At 37.6% G+C, this 20,717-nt stretch carries 18 protein-coding genes; 4 read left to right on the forward strand and 14 right to left on the reverse strand.

Going from position 1 to position 20,717, the window contains the following annotated elements:
- Positions 1–125 precede the first annotated feature (125 nt).
- Positions 126–1,346, reverse strand: coding sequence for an ABC transporter substrate-binding protein (locus tag ACIQ1H_RS19525; RefSeq protein WP_402891107.1), 1,221 nt, complete (start codon positions 1,344–1,346; stop codon positions 126–128).
- Positions 1,347–1,643: 297 nt separating this feature from the next.
- Positions 1,644–2,087: a hypothetical protein gene (locus ACIQ1H_RS19530; RefSeq protein WP_402891109.1), complete on the reverse strand. Its 444-nt coding sequence runs from the start codon at positions 2,085–2,087 to the stop codon at positions 1,644–1,646.
- A 50-nt stretch (positions 2,088–2,137) separates the two neighbouring features.
- On the opposite strand from ACIQ1H_RS19530, the gene ACIQ1H_RS19535 reads away from it, so the two are divergent.
- Positions 2,138–3,565, forward strand: a complete 1,428-nt coding sequence (locus tag ACIQ1H_RS19535; protein ID WP_402891112.1) for a cryptochrome/photolyase family protein — start codon at positions 2,138–2,140, stop codon at positions 3,563–3,565.
- 175 nt (positions 3,566–3,740) lie between these two features.
- Here the strand turns inward: ACIQ1H_RS19535 and ACIQ1H_RS19540 are convergent, their stop codons facing one another.
- The 7 genes from ACIQ1H_RS19540 to ACIQ1H_RS19570 form a co-directional block, all read right to left on the reverse strand.
- Positions 3,741–4,343 carry a class I SAM-dependent methyltransferase gene (locus ACIQ1H_RS19540; RefSeq protein ID WP_402891115.1) on the reverse strand — a complete coding sequence of 201 codons (603 nt, stop codon included), beginning with the start codon at positions 4,341–4,343 and terminating at the stop codon, positions 3,741–3,743.
- Between the two features lie 255 nt (positions 4,344–4,598).
- Positions 4,599–6,638, reverse strand: coding sequence for a CotH kinase family protein (locus ACIQ1H_RS19545; protein WP_402891118.1), 2,040 nt, complete (start codon positions 6,636–6,638; stop codon positions 4,599–4,601).
- 48 nt (positions 6,639–6,686) lie between these two features.
- Positions 6,687–7,370, reverse strand: a complete 684-nt coding sequence (locus tag ACIQ1H_RS19550) for a DUF4956 domain-containing protein (protein ID WP_173479225.1) — start codon at positions 7,368–7,370, stop codon at positions 6,687–6,689.
- A 16-nt stretch (positions 7,371–7,386) separates the two neighbouring features.
- Positions 7,387–8,088, reverse strand: coding sequence for a polyphosphate polymerase domain-containing protein (locus ACIQ1H_RS19555; protein ID WP_402891121.1), 702 nt, complete (start codon positions 8,086–8,088; stop codon positions 7,387–7,389).
- 18 nt (positions 8,089–8,106) lie between these two features.
- Positions 8,107–8,970, reverse strand: a complete 864-nt coding sequence (locus ACIQ1H_RS19560) for a peptidyl-prolyl cis-trans isomerase (protein WP_402891123.1) — start codon at positions 8,968–8,970, stop codon at positions 8,107–8,109.
- Between the two features lie 185 nt (positions 8,971–9,155).
- On the reverse strand, positions 9,156–10,583 hold the full coding sequence (locus tag ACIQ1H_RS19565) for a sensor histidine kinase (protein ID WP_402891126.1): 1,428 nt from the start codon (positions 10,581–10,583) through the stop codon (positions 9,156–9,158).
- On the reverse strand, positions 10,567–11,253 hold the full coding sequence (locus ACIQ1H_RS19570) for a response regulator transcription factor (RefSeq protein WP_402891281.1): 687 nt from the start codon (positions 11,251–11,253) through the stop codon (positions 10,567–10,569). The genes ACIQ1H_RS19565 and ACIQ1H_RS19570 overlap by 17 nt, the downstream gene beginning before the upstream one ends.
- A 304-nt stretch (positions 11,254–11,557) precedes the next feature.
- Between ACIQ1H_RS19570 and ACIQ1H_RS19575 the strand changes: the two genes are divergently transcribed.
- A complete protein-coding gene (locus ACIQ1H_RS19575; RefSeq protein ID WP_173479220.1) occupies positions 11,558–11,893 on the forward strand; it encodes a heme oxygenase in 336 nt (111 codons plus the stop codon).
- A gap of 162 nt (positions 11,894–12,055) precedes the next feature.
- On the opposite strand, the gene ACIQ1H_RS19580 is transcribed toward ACIQ1H_RS19575, so the two are convergent.
- Positions 12,056–13,072 carry a YeiH family protein gene (locus tag ACIQ1H_RS19580; protein WP_402891128.1) on the reverse strand — a complete coding sequence of 339 codons (1,017 nt, stop codon included), beginning with the start codon at positions 13,070–13,072 and terminating at the stop codon, positions 12,056–12,058.
- Between the two features lie 115 nt (positions 13,073–13,187).
- Here ACIQ1H_RS19580 and ACIQ1H_RS19585 point away from each other — a divergent pair, with 115 nt between their 5' ends.
- A complete protein-coding gene (locus tag ACIQ1H_RS19585; RefSeq protein WP_402891131.1) occupies positions 13,188–14,075 on the forward strand; it encodes a LysR substrate-binding domain-containing protein in 888 nt (295 codons plus the stop codon).
- Between the two features lie 35 nt (positions 14,076–14,110).
- Here ACIQ1H_RS19585 and ACIQ1H_RS19590 read toward each other — a convergent pair whose 3' ends face one another.
- Positions 14,111–15,031 (reverse strand): LysR family transcriptional regulator, encoded by a 921-nt coding sequence (locus ACIQ1H_RS19590; protein ID WP_402891134.1) that lies wholly within the window; start codon positions 15,029–15,031, stop codon positions 14,111–14,113.
- A gap of 134 nt (positions 15,032–15,165) precedes the next feature.
- Here ACIQ1H_RS19590 and ACIQ1H_RS19595 point away from each other — a divergent pair, with 134 nt between their 5' ends.
- Entirely contained in the window at positions 15,166–16,356 is a 1,191-nt protein-coding gene (locus ACIQ1H_RS19595; RefSeq protein WP_402891137.1) for a coenzyme F420-0:L-glutamate ligase, read from the forward strand.
- 251 nt (positions 16,357–16,607) lie between these two features.
- On the opposite strand, the gene ACIQ1H_RS19600 is transcribed toward ACIQ1H_RS19595, so the two are convergent.
- The 3 genes from ACIQ1H_RS19600 to ACIQ1H_RS19610 all read right to left on the reverse strand — a co-directional run bounded on the left by ACIQ1H_RS19600 (position 16,608) and on the right by ACIQ1H_RS19610 (position 20,706).
- The gene (locus tag ACIQ1H_RS19600; protein ID WP_402891139.1) at positions 16,608–17,774 is read right to left on the reverse strand and encodes a M20 metallopeptidase family protein; all 1,167 of its coding nucleotides are present in this window, start codon (positions 17,772–17,774) and stop codon (positions 16,608–16,610) included.
- A gap of 28 nt (positions 17,775–17,802) precedes the next feature.
- A complete protein-coding gene (locus tag ACIQ1H_RS19605) occupies positions 17,803–19,215 on the reverse strand; it encodes a YfcC family protein (RefSeq protein ID WP_402891142.1) in 1,413 nt (470 codons plus the stop codon).
- A 735-nt stretch (positions 19,216–19,950) separates the two neighbouring features.
- Positions 19,951–20,706 (reverse strand): amino acid ABC transporter ATP-binding protein, encoded by a 756-nt coding sequence (locus tag ACIQ1H_RS19610; RefSeq protein WP_139859597.1) that lies wholly within the window; start codon positions 20,704–20,706, stop codon positions 19,951–19,953.
- Between the last annotated feature and the right edge of the window lie 11 nt (positions 20,707–20,717).

Consider the following 20,717-nt stretch of genomic DNA (forward strand, 5'->3'; position numbering starts at 1 on the left):
CTCATAAAAAGTTATTTCCGATTCCTTATGCTAGAATCTATGCTTTTTTTTATTAGTCTAGTTGTCTGTTAAAAAATAAAAGAGAAGGCGGGTTGCCCGCCTCCCCCTTGCTTTTTTGAAAAAAATTAAGGATTTACTTTAGAGTTGAACACTTGTTTACCGTCTTTAAATTCAAGAACCGTTGCTGTTTTAATTGGGTTATGGTTTTCGTCAACTGAGAAAGTACCTGTTACTAAAGAAAGATCTTTTGTTTCAGCTAATGCATTTTTAATTGCTTCGCCGTCAGTAGAGCCTGCACGTTTGATAGCATCTGCAATGTAGTAAATTGAATCATAGCCAAGTGCGTTAAATGCATCTGGTGCTTTATCGCCATTCGCTGCTTTAAATGATTTTACAAAGTCTTGAATTTTTTGATCTGGGTCTTCTGCAGAGTAGTGGTTTGTAATAAACGTATTATTCAGTGCATCTGCTCCAGCTAAATCAATTAAAGTTGGAGAATCCCAACCGTCTGCTCCCATAAGTGGAACTGTAATACCCATTTCACGCGCCTGTTTTACAATCAGACCAACTTCTTCATAGTATCCAGGAATAAAGATGAAGTCTGGATTTGCTGATTTAATATTCGTTAATTGTGTACGGAAGTCTGTATCTTTCGCTACATAAGCTTCCTCTTTTACAACTTTCCCACCGCTTTTAGAGATTGTATCTTTAAATGATTTTGCTAAACCTTTTGCATAATCAGATGCATTATCTCCAAAGATGGCTACGTTTTTCGCACCTAGTTCACCTGATGCAAAGTTTGCAGCCACAATCCCTTGGAATGGGTCAATGAAACAAGTACGGAAAGCATATTCATTAATGCTGCCATCGTCATTTACTGTAATATTTGGAGCTGTACCTGAACCAGTAACAATCGGAATTTTATTATCATTTGCGATTTGAACAGTTGCAACGGTATTACCAGATGTTGCAGGAGCTAGCATCGCTACTACTTTATCTTGCGTTGCTAGTTTAATAGCTGCCGCAGTTGCCTCTGAGTTTTCTGATTTGTTATCTACTTTAATAAGTTCAATCTTCTTGCCATCAATACCGCCTGCATCATTAATTTCTTTTACCGCTAATTCTGCACCTAAGCCGATTGATGAACCGTATGAAGCTACGTTACCTGAAAGCTCCAAGTTGGCACCGATTTTAATTGTGTCTCCATCTTTTGAGCCACCACCTGATGATGAGCCTCCTGAATTTGTATCACCGTCTCCAGCGCCGCAACCTGCAAGTACACCTGCAAGAAGTGAAGAAGCTACTAGAAGTGAACCGAACTTTTTAAGCTTATTGTATTCTCTCATAATTAAATTCCCCCTGAAAATTCTCAAATGTTAGATATTTCTGATAATTATAAACAATCTTTCGCTAATGCTCAATAGCAAAAATAATTATTTATAACTATCTATTTTTGAAGCAAGATAATATTCAATTAAGCCTTTTACATTGTAAAACATTCTTTATATTTAGTCTAGAGTGATTTTTCAGTATAATTAGTTATTTTTGAATTATCTATTAATTAGGACTAAATTAATAGAAAGCTATTAAGAAAAATTTTTTTGTAACTATACGACTAACATCCTTTTTGCGAAAATTGCTTACTATTTCAATTTATATATTTTTCTTTGTAAAAGGATACCTACCAATGTTCCGTATATAACATGACCAATAAGCCACCAACCGAAAGCATAATGATCACTTATAATCGGTGTCCGTTTTGAGAAAATTGTTGTAGGGAATAATATACAACCTATGAAAATTTGTAACAAAATACTATTTCTAATCAACAATGTATTATTCCATTTATACTTATTACGAATCGCGCATAATACGGCTGTTATTACCCACGATATAATGAGATGAAAAAAGAATTCTATTACTTCAGGAAATCGAATGTTTTTTAAAATCGGTATATAATCGACATTTAATAGTAATGTATATACACGGCTGCCTGTTAGATTTTCAACAACTTTGAAGAAAGCCCCCAATATACACCCTGCAACAAAGGACGCTATTATTACTTGACGATTGATGAGTACTTTCATGTGCTCCTCCTTGCTTCCATCTTAATAAATCCATAAAAGGATGAATCCAAATGATAAAAAAAACAATTGTGCTATTTCGCAATGATTTACGTCTAGATGATCACCCAGCTCTATGGCATGCAGCCAATACAGGGGCCATCTTACCTCTTTATATTCAACATGACCAAACACAAGAGCAAAACTCGGCTCAAGATTATTGGACGTACTATTCGCTTCAAAATCTTCAATCTACATTTAGTAATTATGACGTCCCGCTCATTTTACGAAAGGGAGATGTCATTTCACAAGTACTTCAATTGGCATTAGATACGCAAGCTAACGCTGTATATTTTAATGAGCGCTTTAGTCAAACTGAACGTGCTGAAGATGAGCGTTTAGCCAATATATTACAAGCAAACGATATTGAAGTAAAAGCATTTTATGGTGATACATTATTTGATGTCACTTCCATTCGAAATCAACAAAACAAACCATATGCCATCTTCACATCATTTTATAAACGCTGTTTACAGGAGCAAGCTCGAAAGCCACTTGGACGTCCTGCTAATATGCGCGCTTTTCCTATCAATGTATCATCTTTAACATTAGATCAATTGCAGCTGCTGAATGGAAACTGGTATAGCAAGTTTCGCAATTATTGGCTCCCTGGAATGGATAGTGCATTGGACCAATGGGAGCTTTTCATAAAGGGTGGCTTATATGACTACAAGGACAAGCGGGATTACTTAACCAAGGACACTATTTCTAAAATGTCCCCATTTATTGCACTAGGTAATATTAGTATTCGTTTTCTGTGGGCCTCTTGTCAGGAGTTAATAGAAGTTGAGGCTGACCCTGGGTTCGCTCAACAAATCGAAAGTTTTTTAAGACAACTTATATGGCGAGAGTTTTCAATTTATCAGCTACTGTCCTATCCTTCATTTACTACCCTCTCATTACGTAGTAATTTTCAGCATTTTGAATGGGAACCTAATTCTCTTTATCTTCATGCATGGAAAAAAGGCCAGACAGGTTACCCTTTAGTGGATGCAGGTATGCGTGAGCTTTGGGAGACTGGCTATATGCATAATCGAGTAAGAATGGTCGTTGCCTCATTTCTAGTAAAACATTTACTACAACCATGGCAAGAAGGCTATGACTGGTTTGAACATACACTACTTGACTTTAATGCAGCTAATAACGCAATGGGCTGGCAGTGGGTAAGCGGCACGGGTATCGATTCCGCTCCTTATTTCCGTATTTTCAACCCTTCCTTACAAGGAGAGAAGTTCGATATAGATGGTACATATATAAAAAAATGGGTACCAGAATTAGCAAGCCTACCTTCAAAATATATACACGCACCGCAAACAGCACCCACGGCTATTTTAGAGCAGGCTAATATCACATTAGGCGATACCTATCCATTGCCCATCGTTGACCATAAAACAGCACGAGCCCGTGCATTAGAGCGATACAACTCCATAAAAAAAGCATAGAGCCATCATGCGGCCCTATGCTTCGAATTAAAATTAAGTAACAGCATACTAGGAGCATCCTTTGCCGCCTGTATGTTGTTTTTTGTTGAGCGGAGGAAAAGACGCGACACTCGTGGCAGAATAATCCGATTACAACATTTATTTTGCGTCCGCCAGTCATGCTGCGGAAGAAAAGCTAAGCCTTTTTTAAGGAAAACACGCAAAGGCGTTCATTTATATTTGTTTCATTTTCTAGATGTACTTCGTGTATTAATTCAAAAGGTGTACCGTGATGTAAAAACTGCAAATAATCATATGGAGGGTAATATAAAATAATATGAATATCTCGCATATTTTGCTCAAAAGACTCCCATATATGATGAATGACAGTTCGAAATATATTAATGGAGAACGGATTAAAAAAGAAAAAAACATTATCACATGGCTGTATCTTGTAGTTTTCCGCAATCGTATGAACAAATGAAATGGCATTTTGCGAGCCATTTTTTCGGCAATAGCTCTCCTTATTATGCTCTGCTTCCGCGTAAAAACCTGCGTCCATTTCTATTCCGATTGCTGGAGTGTGGAATTTATGATGAATATAAATAGGGACCCTTCCTTTTCCACAACCCATATCAATAAACACTGGATTTTCTGGCAAATCATATTGTGTAAATAATTGCTCTAATCCAGCATAGGGGGTTGGCTCATAACGATGGTAATGAGCTAGTTTAGGAAAGCCATATTGTTCCCCAATCGTATTAATGTGCAAAAGTTTATCAAACTGTTGTTCATTCATTTATTTAGATACTCCTCGAAAAAAAGAATGCTTTATTTTAGCACGAATATAAGCAAACACCATATGCAAAAGATTGGCTTCAATCTTTTTTCTTTCGCCCGCTGTTGCTTAAATTGTTTGAGTGCCTGGCACTTCATCGGGTACTTGCTCGCAGCCTTCCGCTCCATTCAACTAAAAAAATAGCATCAAGAGTGAGCCTCTTGATGCTATTTTTAACACTCCGACCATATTAAAACGTTTCGATATAATGTATTTTTAACGTCCTCTGCGGTTAAATCTGAAAACGAAGAGGAGTGCAGCCACTAAAAATGAAAACGAAGCGGTTGCTGTTAACACTGTACTCTTATCAATTGTTGCCTCTTGCGTAGCCTGTCCATTACCTTGGTTAGGCCCTCCATTGGCATCTGGACGTTGCATAGGACCTCCATTAGCTCCTCCGCCTTGTCCATTGCCCATGCCACCTTCAGGTATTTGTGAAGGGTCGAAGTCTTCTGGTAATTGGCTTGGATCAAAATCGTCAGGCATTTGCATCTGATCGCCAGGTGCCTCATCATTTGTATCGCCATTTGGCATAGCCATATTCCCTTGAGCAGTCGCACTTGTTTCTACAACTAATTCACCTGACAGTTGTTTTAAGATGGATGCAGAACGCTGTTTAGCAAATTCAGGTAGACTATTATCCCCTGATACACCTTCTAAAAACTGTTCCGTTGTATAAAATTTTGTAGGATCTGCTTCTTCATAGCTTGTTAATAGCATTGCTAAATTGTTTGTAATCGACTGTATATAATCTTCTGTTAAATAAGTCGTTGCGAGTTGTTCTAAATAACTTTCATACTTAGCTCGATACGTTTCATTAGACAATAGCGCATTTAAAAGCGGGCGCTCTTCAAGAGTTGTCCCAGATACAGGCGTAGTTACGCTAAAGTTAATTGCACTATCTGACATTAAATTACTAGACATTCCGCCACCCATGTCGAAGTTCCCTTTATTGCGGTTAGCGTTTTGTTGCCCCTCTTGTGTCTGTTCGCCATTTGACTGGTCTTCTTGTGCTTGCTCTCCGTTTAGCTGACTACCTTGTGCTTGCTCTCCATTTGGCTGACCACCTTGTGGCTGCTCTCCATTTGGCTGACCACCTTGTGCTTGCTCTCCATTTGGCTGACCACCTTGTGGCTGCTCTCCATTTGGCTGACCACCTTGTGGCTGCTCTCCATTTGGCTGACCACCTTGTGATTGCTCTCCGTTTGGCTGACCTTCTTGTGATTGCGTTACTGCTGGTATGTCTGCATTTTCATCCGTCTCGCCTTCAGGGAATTCCTTATTAGTATTCCCTCGCATTTGATTTGGATTGCCGCCGCCCATTCCACCACCACCGCCAGCACCAAAGCCACCGAATGACATATTATAATCCCACGGTATTATAGAGAACACTCCATTATTTTCATACAAATAATAGTTGTGTTTCATATTCCCTTGGTAACTATCTAAATTTACTAGCGCGGTATTAACAGCAAAGTAGCGCAGCATTTCATCGACATCAATATACTTCTCAATATCTCCGCCGTTATTTATCGCATCTAACATTTCTGTTAGCTTCGAGTTTTCAACATTGTCTTCATTTGTTTTTAAACCAATTCCAGTATAATCAGCAATATTATCGCTAATATATTTTAAATCACTGCCTGTACCATCTGGTTTAAATAAAAATCCGTCATTGGAACCGTAATTGTTTGCTAAAAATGTTTCATCAACCGCCTCTACTCCAAGATATAAGCCACGTTCTTCTCCATTCACTGTCACATACATATAAGAGTGGGCAGGTGTTGGTAAGCCCATTTTTTCCATAAGCTCATACGAAATATATTCCCGCATTAAAGTTGAATCACTGTAGTTATTGTTTAAATTTAGTTTTTTCAAGCCGTATAAGCTTTTAGTATCATCGTAATAATCAAAATCAACTTTTAAGCTATAACGATCAGAGTCGCTATTGACAACAGAACGTAGCGATAAATTTCCTTTTGTACGAATCGCTACATTTTCTATTGTCTTACCGTTTATCGTAATATCGGCTTGCTTTAACTCCTCATCAGCAGCGTTTTCTAGCATGTCCTCCCAGTCTTCGTCCGCTATTTCAATATCAACAGTTGTTACTTTGCTTTTATTGAACACCAGTGTCTCATAGGAGAATTCTGTATTTTTCGTATCAATGCCTAAGTTTGGAAGCACAGCAACCATCACGCCAAAGAGTAGGAGGAGAATCGCCATACTAGTATAGACAATTCGATTTTTAATCATTGACTGCACCTCTCTTGCTCGTAGTTAGAAAGCTATTGTTCACTATCATTACGCTGTGAAGTTACCATCGTAGCTAAGCATAATTGCTGATTTTACACCAGGTACTTTTGTTAAATTGTCCATAAACTTTGCGTCGTTTTGCTTCACGCGAATTTCATATGTTGTTTCGATTTCATCATTTTGAATGATGGATTTTGATTTTAACGCATACTTTTTAGACTGTGCAGCAATGATTCGCTCCACTTCTTCACAAGCTAAATCTTCTTCAAATTTCACAATTAATAAGTAAGGATTTTCAATCGTAATTTTATTCACTAATACTAGTAGCACGAGACCAATCAAGATTGCGCCAATAATTACAAGTGGAATGAATCCTGCTCCACAAAGAATACCTGATACGATTGCCCAGAAAATATACACTAAATCCATTGGATCCTTGATAGGTGTACGGAAACGAACAATTGATAGTGCCCCTACCATACCAAGTGACAACAAGACGTTTGAACTAATACCCATAATAACGAGCGATGTTGCCATCGTCATAATGAGCAACGAAATATTAAAGGAATGCGAATAAATCACACCATTAAAGGTTTTCTTATATACAGCGTAAATAAATAACCCAACAAAGAAAGCAACAACTAGTCCAATAATTGAATCTGTTAATGAAAATGATGTTGTTTTCTCTAGAAAATTCGATTTAAAAATATCACTAAAATTCATATTATCCATTTTTCATTTCTCCTTTTTATACATGCATACGGCTAAGCTGATATTTTGAATATGCTTCAGCACGTGTATCCACTGATTGTAGTAAATACTTAATAACATCTGGTAAATACTCATCGTATTTTACTTCTAAAATGACAAGATTCGGTTCCAGTACATCTACCATAGGTAGGTTTTTACTGAACATATCTGTATTGCGAAGGCTTGACTGCACTTTACTGTCGAACGTTACACGTACATTGCCAAAGGGATAAATGTACGCCTCACGCTCATAATCGACAACGGTCGTCGGCTTAATTTGGTGATATTTCATCTCGTGAAATAATTCCCGTATTAACACGCGATCATCATTTTCCATCCATTCAATTTCACCACTACGCATTTTTTCGTACTCTGTCTGTGTAATGACACACTTCGTTTTGAACGTTAAATTATTACGCTTACTTTTACGCTCTAAATTCACCAAAGCAGCGGATTTTCCATAAATTCGGACTCGGTATTTATCACGATTAATAAACCCTTCTTTTTTTTCATTCAAAACTTTGTTAGCAAAATTATCGAAGTATGTGCTTCGAATTAAATATTTTCCATCAGGACCCGCATTGTGATCCAGCTTCATCAAATGCTGAATTTTACTTTTCAAAAGTGCGTAATCTGGATATGAGATAGCCTGTTTAATTTCCTTCCGACCATTCGGGTTAAATGATGTCAGTTTAGGCATGACGTTAGCTCCTTCCTACTATTTCTTCACAATCTTGTATTGCTCTTGTTTTTCAGTTAACCAAGTCATATATTCTTCATTAATACGTGTTTCCAATACTGTTTCATAAACTTCATCTTTGACATCTTCAAACGTCGCTTCTTCTGCAGGCACTTTTTCTGTCACTTTAATAATGTGATAGCCTTCTGCTGACTGTACTACGCCACTAACGGCCCCTTTTTCAAGAGCGAATGCAGCCTCTTCGAACTGCTCATCCATCTGACCGCGGCTAATATAGCCTAAATCGCCGCCATCTTCACTCGTATCTGTATCAACTGAGTAGGCTTTCGCTAGCTCTGCAAAGTCCTCTCCAGCTGTTATTTTCGCTTCGACCTCTTTAGCAGTTGCTTCATCTTCAAGGAAAATATGGCTAGCTGCCACTTGTTCCTGCTGACCGTAGTCGTCTTTGTTTTCCTCGAAGTATTGCGTTAATTCTTCATCTGAAATATCAATGCTTGCCGCAATAACATCTTTCGTCAGCTGATACATGCGAATATTGTCCTTAACACTTTCCTTTGTCAGACCATTTGCATCGAGTGTCTCTTGTAAAGAATCCTCACCACCATAAGATTCTACAAGCTCATCATATTCCGCTTGAATGGCGTCATCCGATACGGTAATGTCCTCTTTTTTCGCCTCAAGCTCGATAATTTTATTGTTTATGAGTGTGTCTAACATGTCTGCGCCATATTGATCACGTAATGCCTCATCTAGCTCTGTCTGAAGAATCTTCTCGCCGTCTACCGTTGCCACATAATCGCTACTCTCACCACATCCAGTTAACAGCAATGCTAATGCAGCGGGCACAGCAAATATTTTGATAAACCTTGAATTTATAGTCATTCTCTATAACATCCTTTCGTTTATTTCTCGTTTACATTGCTTACTATAAAGTGCTTATGTGTCAGTCAGATGTCAGCTTTACAATTCCAGCAAAAATTTTTACATTTCTATTAGTGAATCTTTAGACTATCTTCACAAATTCATATCTTTTTATATAAAGCACAACAAAAAAAGCCACCACGCTGTTACAGCGTAGTAGCCTTTAATAAGGTTATTTCAAAGCATGATCCTGATGGATTACTTTCAACTAAACGTAAATCTCCACCAATCGATTGCGCCATCATTTTACTTAATGGTAAGCCTAAGCCCAGTCCTCGAACAGTGTATTTTTTATTTTCTCCTCTATAAAATCGTTCGAAAATAAATGCCTGATCCTCCTGAGATATTCCGTTCCCTGTATCCTTAACAGCAATGATGACACTATCAAGTTTTTGCTTTAATGTAATGGTCACTAATCCTTCCTGCATTGCTTGCTTTGCATTTGTTAAAAGGTTGGTGAATATTTGCTGCATGCGTACAACATCTGCTTGGACTTGCACTGAATCCAGAAGATAATTGACCTGTATTTTAACGTTTTGTTCATCCCCCATCACTTCCCACTGTGCTACAGCATCACGTACCAAATGATTGACGTTCACTGTGACGAGCTTAACAGGAATAGCATCTACTGCAAAACTATTAAAAGCTAGTAAATCTCCAACCATCGTTTTCATTTTCGTCGTTTCTAGCAGGGCCATTTGAATAAATTCTTCAGCATCTTTACCAGTTACAACATCATCTCTTACAGCCTGCAAAAGCCCACTAATAGATGTAACAGGCGTTTTTAGCTCATGTGTCACACCTGCAAGCAGCTCAGTTCGTGTTCTCTCTAATTGTTCAAGCTTATTAGCCATTTCCTTAAAGGATGTTACAAGCTCGAAAATTTCTTCTTCTTTATTATATTGAGGTAAATCAAATGTATAATTGCCTTCTTGAACTTGTTTAGCCGCTTCAGCTACTTGCTTAATTGGACGTACTAAACGCTTCGATAAAAAATAGATTGCTCCCCAGCCTAGGACAGCAAGTGCTCCAATTAGTAAGGCAAGTTGACCATATTCTTGTTGCACTTTTGTCAAATTATCCTTTTTCTCTAGCACTAGCACCCATCCGACTACGCTATTGTCCTTTTCAATTTTCTTTTTCACGACATATTGAACCGTCTTTTTGCCATCTGTTTCGACTAGTATCTTCTTCGTACCCTCTTCACCATCTAAAAAGTTAGCCACATTATTAGCGCTTCCTGGTGGCATCGGTCGATTACTTGTCAGAACATTACCTTTTACATCAACGACATATAAAATCGGATCAATTTCTCTCATACTAAAGCGTTCGCGATTACCGATAAAACCTGGAATACCGTCTGTAGGCGCATTATTGGAACCTGTTGTATCCGTCAAACGATATACCGTTTCTTCTGCTAAAAAGTTCATTAAATCAAGTCGATTCTCAAAAGCTGTATGACGTATCCAGCTAGCAGAAATTAAAGAAATAATAGCTAGCCCTATAAAGAGCGTAAGTAAATAACGGCTCGTCCAATAGTTAAGTAAGGAAATTCGCTTATTTTTTTTGAACACTTAACTGATACCCCAATCCCCGTAATGTTTTAATCTCTCCTTCTGTTTCATCCCAGTCTATAAGTGCTTTACGTAATCGCTTCACCGCTAAATCGACGGCTCGATCACTGCCCTCATATTCCCACCCCCATACATGTTCGATCAGCTGGTCTCGAGTGAATGTTTGGTTTGGATGTTCTGCTAAAAATAAAAGCACCGATAAATCTCGTGGTGTTAACACAATTTCTTGCCCATTGAGGTGCACTTGATGCGCCTGCATATCAATTTCCAACTGCCCGAATCGCTTCTTTAATGTTGTCTCATTTTTACTTTCAGCTCGCCTTAATACAGCCTTTACTCGCGCGACAACTTCATCCGCAATAAATGGTTTAGGTATATAATCGTCTGCACCTTGATCGAAACCTTCTAAACGATAATTTACATCCCCTAATGCAGTTAGCATTATCACTGGACAAGCGCTCACATTGCGAATTTCTCGTAAAATTGTCCAGCCGTTTTTTTCTGGTAACATAATATCCAATAGCACTAAATCAGGCTGATGTTCCGTAAACAATTCGAGTGCCTGACCACCAGTAAAGCATTGGACAACTTCATAACCAACCTTTTGCAAATAGGCCTTCAATACTTGGCTAATTGCGAATTCATCTTCTACTACTAATATTTTGGTCATCATTTTCACCCCGCCACGGCTTGTTGATTTTTTATTATAGCATCTGTTTATGTCAGCTAAATGTCAGCAAGCTTCACAAAAGAATGCAATATGTAATTTTAAAATCCGACTTGTAAAATACTTCATATAATCCATCTATCCAATGTACTTATAGAAAAAAGATATTTTTCTTCCATTGAATTTCTGCAATTCTGTTGACAATGGCTTCTTAGGACACTTATCATTGATTGCGAATGATAATCATTGATAATTCATTCAATTGTAGTTTAATCTATCTATACTAAAATGATTAGGGGGTAAAAGTATGATTATTGTTACAAATCGTATTCAAGTAAAGCCTGGCTTTGCTGCAAAAATGGCACCGAACTTTACGAAGCCAGGTCCTCTACAACAGTTTGAGGGCTTTCATAAAGTAGAGGTATTAATTTCGACAGATGATCCTACATATGACGAAATGAGCGTCAATATGTACTGGGAGTCGAAGGAACATTTCCAAGCTTGGCGTAATAGTGATGCTTTTGCAGCGGCACATCACCGTCCTGAGCCCGGCTCTGAAGGTGCAAAACCTGAGAATAGCCCAATTATCGGCAGTAAAATTGTTATTGCTGAGCTTGCTTCTTCTATTGAAGCACAAAGCTAATAACGAATTGTAAACCTTTTAAATATCTTCTGATTCTATCTAAAAAACCATGCATATTTCTAGAAATATGCATGGTTTTTTTTATATTCTGAGTGACAGTCACTCAAACAATTTTGAATATTCCCCAGGTAATACAAATTCAAGTGCCAGTCACGCACACAATTATTGGAACACGACGACTAAAATGTAGCCAACAACGGATAAACAAACGGAACCGATTAATCCTGCGATAAATGCTTTAATACCTAATTGCTTAAAGGTTTTAATTTCTACATTTAATCCTAACCCTGCCATCGCCATGGCAATTAAAATATAGGCACAGCTCACAAGTGTTTGCGCAACTGCAGGTGGTACAATACCTAATGAATTAATACCGCTCATGACTAAAAACCCTAGAATAAACCAAGGAATGATAGATAGCGAAAATGCTTTCCCTCCTTGTTCTTTATCCCTTCTTTGATACATAATACCGATTACAATTGCTACTGGTACAAGTAATGCGACGCGAGTTAACTTCACAATGACCGCCATATCAACAGCCTCATCACCACCTGCAGCCGCAGCTGCTATGACGTGCGCTATTTCATGTAATGTCCCACCCGCAAAAATACCATATTGCGTCGGTGTTAAACCGAAAATTGAATACAACAGTGTATAAACAAGTGTAAATACTGTACCAAGCAACGCTACGATTGCTGCACCTACTGCTGTTTCCTTTTCATTCGCTTTAATTTGAGGTGCAATCGCCACTACAGCCGCTGCTCCACAAATAGCTGTTCCGCAGGCTGTTAAAATGCCGAGCTTTTTATCTACATTAAATACCTTCGTTAAGCCGTAAACAACAAACAGTGCAAATACTAAATTGATGAATGCAATAAGAAAAACGCCTGCCCCTGCATGATAAATATCAGCTAAGTTCAACCGCATACCAAGCAAGATAATACCGAAACGCAATAGTTTTTTACTTGAAAATGATATACCCATTTGCCACGCATCTGGTACACTAAACGCTGCTCTCCAAGCCATCCCTAGAATAATTGCTATTACAAGCTGCCCTAGTATCGAGAAGAAAGGAAATGTCGAAATATACTTAGCTACTAAGGCAAGTCCCAATGTCAAAATAATCCCCTTCATAAAGGGTGGCGTTAAGAATTTCTTAATCCCTCGTTGTTGATCCATGCTGTCCACTTCTTTCATTCTTTATGAATATTACTTTATAAAAAAGGTAATCATTAGTAAAATACATATATATAATTGCTATCATTAATTTTTTTAATAGTAAGGAGGGCATAAGATGCAATACGATGCATTAAAAACTTTCGTTACATTAGTTGAAGTAAATAATTTCACGAAGGCGTCAGAAATTTTACATATTTCCCAACCTAGTGTAAGTCTGCATATTAAAAACCTTGAACAAGAGTTTCACACGACCTTATTTATTCGCTCACCTAAGTCTGTGCAAATTACACCAACTGGTGAAATCTTGTATAAACGCGCAAAGCAAATTATGGCCATTGCAGAGGCTGCACAGGAAGATATTTTAGCCTATCATCATTCCATTCAAGGAACGCTCATTATTGGGGCAAGCTTTACAATTGGTGAAAATATTTTGCCATCTATATTGTCAAAACTTCAACAACAATTTCCTCAATTAGAGTTACAAGTTATTATTGGCAATACCGAAGAAATTATTCAATTTACTAAGCTATTACAAGTAGATATTGGACTTATAGAAGGGCAAGCACATGACCACGAGCTCATCATTCAGCCATTTATGCAAGATGAATTATTTATCGTCAGTGCAAGCAACCACCCCCTTGTTGAGCAACCGTCCATTACTATTTCACAATTACAACGACAAAAATGGGTTGCTCGTGAAGCTGGCTCAGGGACACGCAATTATTTAGACCATCTATTTCGTACGAACGGCCTGCAAGTACATTCACTTCTAACCATTAGTAGCAATCAAGGCGTAAAAGAAAGTGTTATTGAAGGACTTGGTCTGTCTCTACTATCGGGCAGTGTCATTGAGCGTGACATTCGGAATGGTGATATTGCCATTTTGCCACTAACAGAGCAACGTTTTATGCGGACTTTTTCTTACCTTCATTCGCCTACGATGAAAAACAAACGAAATGTGGAGGCACTTATTGAATTTATTACGAAGAAACCTGAGGCATAAAAAAAGCTTAGCTGGCTATATTCTAGTCGCTAAGCTTATTTTAATGTTCTAGGGTTTATCGGTTTCCGCGCCTGTTTACGCTCGATAATCTCTATAAATTTCGTAGCAGCTCGGGACAATGGAACGCTTTTTAAATAGCACATACCAATGCTACGGTTTGGGATACTTTCTGTTAATGGCAGCTCATATAGTAGCCCTCGCTGTAAATAATCCTGAGAAAACTCTTTTGTTACACAAGCAATTCCTAAATTACTACGTGCAAATTCTAGCACTAAATCATGGGAGCCGAGTTCAAATTCAGGTGCAATTTGAATTCCTTTCGATAGTAAATAATTTTCTACATAGTTTCTTGAGTTTGATTTTTTCTCTAGAAAAATTAGCGGAAACTTAAGTAAATCCTCAAAACGTAAGCTCTTTGACTGCAGTGTTTTATATTTCTCTCCACATACGAAAATATCCTGTATTTCCGTGCACACTGTTAATTGTAGGCTTACATCTTCTATTGGAAAATTACAAAGCCCTACATCGACTTCACCAGATTTAATAAAGTTACATATTTCCGATGTCGTGCCATTTAACATCTGTAGCTTAATATTCGGATACATCGTATGAAACGCCTCAAGATAGGGCATTAAAAAGAAGCGTGAAATCGTATCACCTACACCTATTTTTAATTGTCCTGTCGTTAAGTTTTTAAATTCTAGAAGTTTTTCCTCTCCTGCATCTAAAAGACCTAATGCCGAGTTTGTATATTCGTACAGCAACTTTCCCTCTGTCGTTAATGTTACCCCTTTAGGTGTACGATTGAAGAGTCTCGTGCCAAGCTCTTTTTCTAATTGCATCATTGCTTGGCTAACTGCTGGCTGCGTCATAAATAAATCTTTAGCCGCTTTAGAGAAGCTACTATTTTTAGCCACCACACTAAAAACACGATATAAATCTAATTTCCCTATCATATAAGTACTCCTTATAGCTATTATACGAACTATTAATTTTACTTATATCATTAACTCAGCGTATAGTAAAATCATATTGATTTTTATTCATATTATTTAACTTAACATATAGCTTTTTATGAGGAGAGATTATTTTGGAACGTGTAGTTGGTACAGTTGTAAGAGGTCTTCGTGGTCCTATTATTAACGAAGGCGATAATATTGAACAAATCGTAGTAGATACAGTGTTAAATGCTGCTAAAGTGGAAGGCTATTCAATTGAAGATCGTGATATTGTAACAGTAACAGAGTCAGTTGTAGCTCGTGCACAAGGTAACTATGCATCAATCGATGACATTGCAGCGGATGTAGCTGCTAAATTTGGCGACGATACTGTTGGTGTTATCTTCCCAATTTTAAGCCGTAACCGTTTTGCAAACTGCTTACGCGGTATTGCAAAAGGCGTTAAAAAAGTTGTTTTAATGTTAAGCTACCCATCTGATGAAGTTGGTAACCACTTAGTTGATATCGATGAACTAGATGTGAAAGGCATTAACCCTTGGACAGATACTTTAACTGAAGCTCAATTCCGTGAGCATTTCGGCTATAAAAAACATACATTTACAGGTGTCGATTATATTGAATACTACAAAGAATTAATCGAAGCTGAAGGTGCTGCATGTGAAGTCATCTTCTCAAACAACCCAAAAACAATTTTAGACTATACAAAAAGTGTACTAGCATGTGATATTCACACTCGCTTCCGTACAAAACGTATTTTAACAGCAAATGGTGCTGAAAAAGTATTCTCATTAGATAACATTTTAGCTGTTTCTGTAGATGGTTCAGGCTTTAATGCTGAATACGGCTTACTTGGTTCAAACAAAGCAACAGAAGAAAGTGTAAAACTATTCCCACATACTTGCCAACCAATCGTTGATGGCATCCAAGCAAAAATCAAAGAAGCTACTGGGAAAACAGTAGAAGTAATGGTTTATGGCGATGGCGCATTCAAAGATCCGGTGGGTAAAATTTGGGAGCTTGCTGACCCAGTCGTATCACCTGCCTTTACTGCTGGCTTAGATGGTACACCGAATGAAGTGAAATTAAAATATTTAGCAGATAACGATTTTGCTGATCTTCGTGGTGAAGAATTAAAAGCAGCGATCTCTGAATATATTCAAAATAAAGACGAGGATTTAACTGGTCAAATGGCCGCTCAAGGTACAACACCTCGTAAATTAACAGACTTAATTGGTTCTCTTTCTGACTTAACTTCAGGCTCAGGCGACAAAGGAACACCAATGATTTATATTCAAGGTTATTTTGATAACTATACAAAATAATACGCTTAAATAGATAAACACCCGCCTGTATAGGTGGGTGTTTTCGTTTGCAGATGACTACTGGCGTTGATTTCCGTTATGGGCGGACGCTTTCCTCGGGCACACAGTAAGCCGCAACCCTCGCTAACGCGGGGTGTGTTGCGGCTTACATATTGTGCTGTTCCCGCAGGAGTCGCCGACCTCTACTCCAATCAACTTCTGTTACCTTACATCGACTCAATAAAATACCCGCCAATAATGGCGGGTATTTTTTATGGACATAATGTCCGTGCGATATTTTCAAAATAGCGTACACCGTAAATAAGGGCATCTTCATCAATTTTAAAGCGAGGATGATGCAATGGATAGGCTTCACCAAAATCATCGTTATGCACCCCTATGAACTGCATAGAAGAAGGGACAGCCTCTGAAAAGTCTGCAAAATCTTCTGTACCAAACATTGGTGCAGGTAATTCTTGTACATCCGCTCCAACAATATCACCCGCTATGCGACGTGACAAAGCCGTTAGCTCCTTATCGTTTGTTACAGAAGGACAGCCAAGCTCCCACTTAATCTCTACTGTCGCTCCGTGCATGGATGCTATACCATTTACGATCTTTTCTAAATGACGACGCGCATCGACACGTACTGTCGCATCTAGTGAACGTATTGTACCACCTAGCTCAGCAGTATCAGCAATAATATTTAATGCTGTGCCACAATGGAATTGTGCTACCGTTAAGACAGGTGCATGAATGCTTGGTACTTTACGCGACACGATTGTTTGTAGTGCAACGACAATTTCCGAACCAATTAATAACGGATCAATAGCTACTTCAGGCATAGATGCATGGCTACCACGTCCATAAATCTTAATCTCAAAATCATCTGCGGCTGCTGTAAACTTCCCATCCTTCATTGCAAACTGACCTACTTTATAATCAGGGCTAACATGTAATGCAAATGCATAATCTACGTTTTCCGTAATCCCTAAAGAAACAAGTTGAGCAGCTCCCCCTGGTGTTACTTCCTCTGCATGTTGGAAAACAAAGCGAATTTCACCATTAAAATCTGTTCCGCGCTCGGCTAATGCTTTTGCAGCTCCCATTAACATAGATGGATGTGCATCATGCCCACATGCATGCATAACACCTGGATTTTTTGATTTAAAAGGCAAATCAGTCTCTTCCTCAATCGGCAAAGCATCGATGTCAGCACGCAATAAAATAGTATGACCATTACCATCTGTCTTTGTGCCTTTTAAAATTGCACAAACACTCGTTTCCGTTAAGCGATTCACTTCTAAATGTGGGAATGTTATTAATTGATTATAAATATAGCTTGAAGTTTCATATTCTTGATGTGATAACTCTGGATGCATATGTAAATGCTGTCTCCAGGCAATGACTTGTTGTTTTAAATCTGTTGTTTCTATCATTTTCAAATCCTCCTATCATACTACTAAGTTAAAACGGTCCATAATTCATAGCGTGTGCGATTATTAGTAATATTATTGCTAAAGTAGTTTGAATTGCGAAGTATGGGAATACCCATTTAAACCATTTAGAGAATGGAATACCCGCAATTGCTAGACCTGCTAATAATACACCACTCGTAGGAATGACCATGTTTGAAATGCCATCTCCAAATTGGAAAGCCAATACCGCTGTCTGTCTTGATACCCCAATTAAATCTGCTAACGGTGTCATAATTGGCATTGTTAAAGCAGCTTGTCCACTTCCTGATGGGACTAAGAAGTTTAAGCAAAGCTGTAATAAGAACATGCCCACCGCATTAATAGAAGCAGGTAATACACTTACTGCATTCGCTACAAAATGTAAAATCGTATCAATTAAGCCACCAGCCGTAGTAATAACTAAAATAGTTTGAGCAAATCCTATGATAAGTGCACCCTCTACCATATCTCTAGCTCCAGAAATAAAGCCTTCAGCCATTTGATTCGGACTCATTTTACAAATAACTGACATAATGATACTGCTTAGTAGGAACACGCCACCAATTTCACTGATATACCATTGGAATTTAATAACGCCAACGATTAATGCGATAAAATTCGCTAATAACACAAGCAATGCTAATAAGTGGCGTCCACTCATTTTAAAGTCTAAAGATATTTCAACACTTTCTTCTGGCTTAAATTTCCCGTAAATTCCTTTAGACGGATCTTTTTTCACTTTTTTTGCATGTCGTATAATATAAATTACTGTTAAAAGATAAAAAACAAAAAATACAATAATTCTATAGGACATACCTGAATACATTGGCAATTCAGCTATTGTTTGGGCAACTCCGATGTTAAACGGATTCGTAATCCCCGATGTAAAGCCAGTGGCTAACGTCCCTAGCATCACGATTGCAAATCCTGTTATGGCGTCCATTCCAAGAGCCATCGTTAGCGGAATAATAATCGCAATGTATACGAGCGTATCCTCTGCTGAACCGATTAAAGTTCCTAAACTACCAAAGATTAAAATCAATATAGGAATTAGTACATACTCCTTCTTGCCAAACTTCGAAGCCATTACTTTAATAAATGAATCAATAGCTCCCGTTTTTTGCATGATACCAAGTGCTCCACCAAATAAAAATACAAATAAAATAATGGAGGCACCTTCTAGCAACCCTAAATGGACACTATTAAATATTTGAAGAAAGCCAACTGGACTTGAATCAATATAGTGAAATGATTCCGGATCCACTACCATTCGACCATTACTCTCCACACGATCGTACTGACCTGCTGGAATAATATACGTAAGAGCACTCATTACTAAAATAATGATAAACATTAAAACAAATGCATTGATTCCTTTAATTTTAGGCTCTTCTAAATTATTATCTTCCTGTAGATTTGCCATTTTCTCTCCCCTTTACATTCGTAATATGTAATTCTTTCAAAAGTAGAAACTTGCTACATTAACAAGAAACTACTCCACCCCCTTTTCCATTGTACGGAAATATATTCCGATAAACGGAAATATATTAGTAAAAATATAAAAAAATAAAACTTAAATGTCAATATTTTTTGATAATTCTGTTTAATAAAGTATAAAAATTTTATACATATTACAGCGAAAATCTACTACTTTAGTCAATTAGAATAATATAAGTACACATATAAAATTTAATGTGAACAATATTTAATTACATCACTCATTAATAACTCATTTCACTATCATTCTAGAAGCATGTTTCAAAAAGTCAGTGTACTATTTTAGCCATCTTTTAAATAATTTTCCGTTATTTAACTATGTGAAAATAAGCTTGTTTTTAGTAAAAATCTATCATTTAAAAAAGAAAAAAGACCGCCCATTTTTTCGGGACAGTCTCTTTCCAGACAAACAACAAAATATTCCTCACAATAGTTTAAATGCATACTAAATGTATAATATGTATATTTATTCAATTTATATACTATTCATCCCTTCTCGTTTGCTATATTTTAAAACTGTAAAAAATAGTAAAAATCTGCTCGACATCCAGTAAGCGTCTAACAGATTTCATACTATCTATATGTGTCTGCTCGAAAGCCTTTAAAATAACGATGACAGTGTCGGAGCATGTTTCCTTAACATCCATCCTTTGCAAAAAAGCTAAATGTAAAACGTATAGTCCTCTGGTGTTACACGCTTTAAAAACTTTTTCGTGCGCTCCTCTTTCGGACTAACGAATATATCATGTGGGCTTCCCTCTTCCACAACAACACCACCATCCATAAAAATAACGCGGTTAGCGACATCCTTTGCAAAACCCATCTCATGCGTTACTACGAGCATCGTTGTGCCTTCTTTCGCAATGTTTTTCATAACCGTCAATACTTCTCCTACTAACTCTGGATCAAGCGCTGATGTCGGTTCATCAAACAAAATAATATCTGGATTTAAAGCAACTGCACGGGCTATACCAACGCGCTGCTGTTGACCACCTGATAACTGACTTGGATAAGCATCATATTTTTCCGATAACCCCACTTTATCGAGCGCTTTTTTGCCGATTTCAATAGCCTCAGCTTTAGCTATTTTCCGACCAATAACAAGGCCTTCGGTTACATTTTCTAAAGCAGTTTTATTCGTAAAAAGATTGTAATTTTGGAATACAAAAGCGACACGCTGTCGAATAGCATGAACATCCTTCTTCTTTACATTTTGAAAATCCACATCAATATTTCCAAATGTCGCATGCCCTTGATCGGCCTTTTCCAAAAAGTTAATGCACCGCAGTAATGTCGTTTTACCTGAGCCGCTTGGACCTAAAATTACGACTACATCCCCTTTATCAATCGATAAGTCTACACCTTTTAAAATTTCATTGTTGCCAAATGATTTGTGAATATTTTTGATTTGTAACATGAATATCACCC

Source organism: Lysinibacillus sp. NPDC097279 (genome assembly GCF_044761745.1).
Lineage (GTDB): Bacteria > Bacillota > Bacilli > Bacillales_A > Planococcaceae > Lysinibacillus.

Bases quoted from the DNA above. Each gene is read 5' to 3' on its own strand.
- ACIQ1H_RS19525 (WP_402891107.1), bottom strand. From the start codon at position 1,346: ATGAGAGAATACAATAAGCTTAAAAAGTTCGGTTCACTTCTAGTAGCT.
- ACIQ1H_RS19530 (WP_402891109.1), bottom strand. From the start codon at position 2,087: ATGAAAGTACTCATCAATCGTCAAGTAATAATAGCGTCCTTTGTTGCA.
- ACIQ1H_RS19535 (WP_402891112.1), top strand. From the start codon at position 2,138: ATGATAAAAAAAACAATTGTGCTATTTCGCAATGATTTACGTCTAGAT.
- ACIQ1H_RS19540 (WP_402891115.1), bottom strand. From the start codon at position 4,343: ATGAATGAACAACAGTTTGATAAACTTTTGCACATTAATACGATTGGG.
- ACIQ1H_RS19545 (WP_402891118.1), bottom strand. From the start codon at position 6,638: ATGATTAAAAATCGAATTGTCTATACTAGTATGGCGATTCTCCTCCTA.
- ACIQ1H_RS19550 (WP_173479225.1), bottom strand. From the start codon at position 7,370: ATGGATAATATGAATTTTAGTGATATTTTTAAATCGAATTTTCTAGAG.
- ACIQ1H_RS19555 (WP_402891121.1), bottom strand. From the start codon at position 8,088: ATGCCTAAACTGACATCATTTAACCCGAATGGTCGGAAGGAAATTAAA.
- ACIQ1H_RS19560 (WP_402891123.1), bottom strand. From the start codon at position 8,970: ATGACTATAAATTCAAGGTTTATCAAAATATTTGCTGTGCCCGCTGCA.
- ACIQ1H_RS19570 (WP_402891281.1), bottom strand. From the start codon at position 11,253: ATGACCAAAATATTAGTAGTAGAAGATGAATTCGCAATTAGCCAAGTA.
- ACIQ1H_RS19575 (WP_173479220.1), top strand. From the start codon at position 11,558: ATGATTATTGTTACAAATCGTATTCAAGTAAAGCCTGGCTTTGCTGCA.
- ACIQ1H_RS19580 (WP_402891128.1), bottom strand. From the start codon at position 13,072: ATGGATCAACAACGAGGGATTAAGAAATTCTTAACGCCACCCTTTATG.
- ACIQ1H_RS19585 (WP_402891131.1), top strand. From the start codon at position 13,188: ATGCAATACGATGCATTAAAAACTTTCGTTACATTAGTTGAAGTAAAT.
- ACIQ1H_RS19590 (WP_402891134.1), bottom strand. From the start codon at position 15,031: ATGATAGGGAAATTAGATTTATATCGTGTTTTTAGTGTGGTGGCTAAA.
- ACIQ1H_RS19600 (WP_402891139.1), bottom strand. From the start codon at position 17,774: ATGATAGAAACAACAGATTTAAAACAACAAGTCATTGCCTGGAGACAG.
- ACIQ1H_RS19605 (WP_402891142.1), bottom strand. From the start codon at position 19,215: ATGGCAAATCTACAGGAAGATAATAATTTAGAAGAGCCTAAAATTAAA.
- ACIQ1H_RS19610 (WP_139859597.1), bottom strand. From the start codon at position 20,706: ATGTTACAAATCAAAAATATTCACAAATCATTTGGCAACAATGAAATT.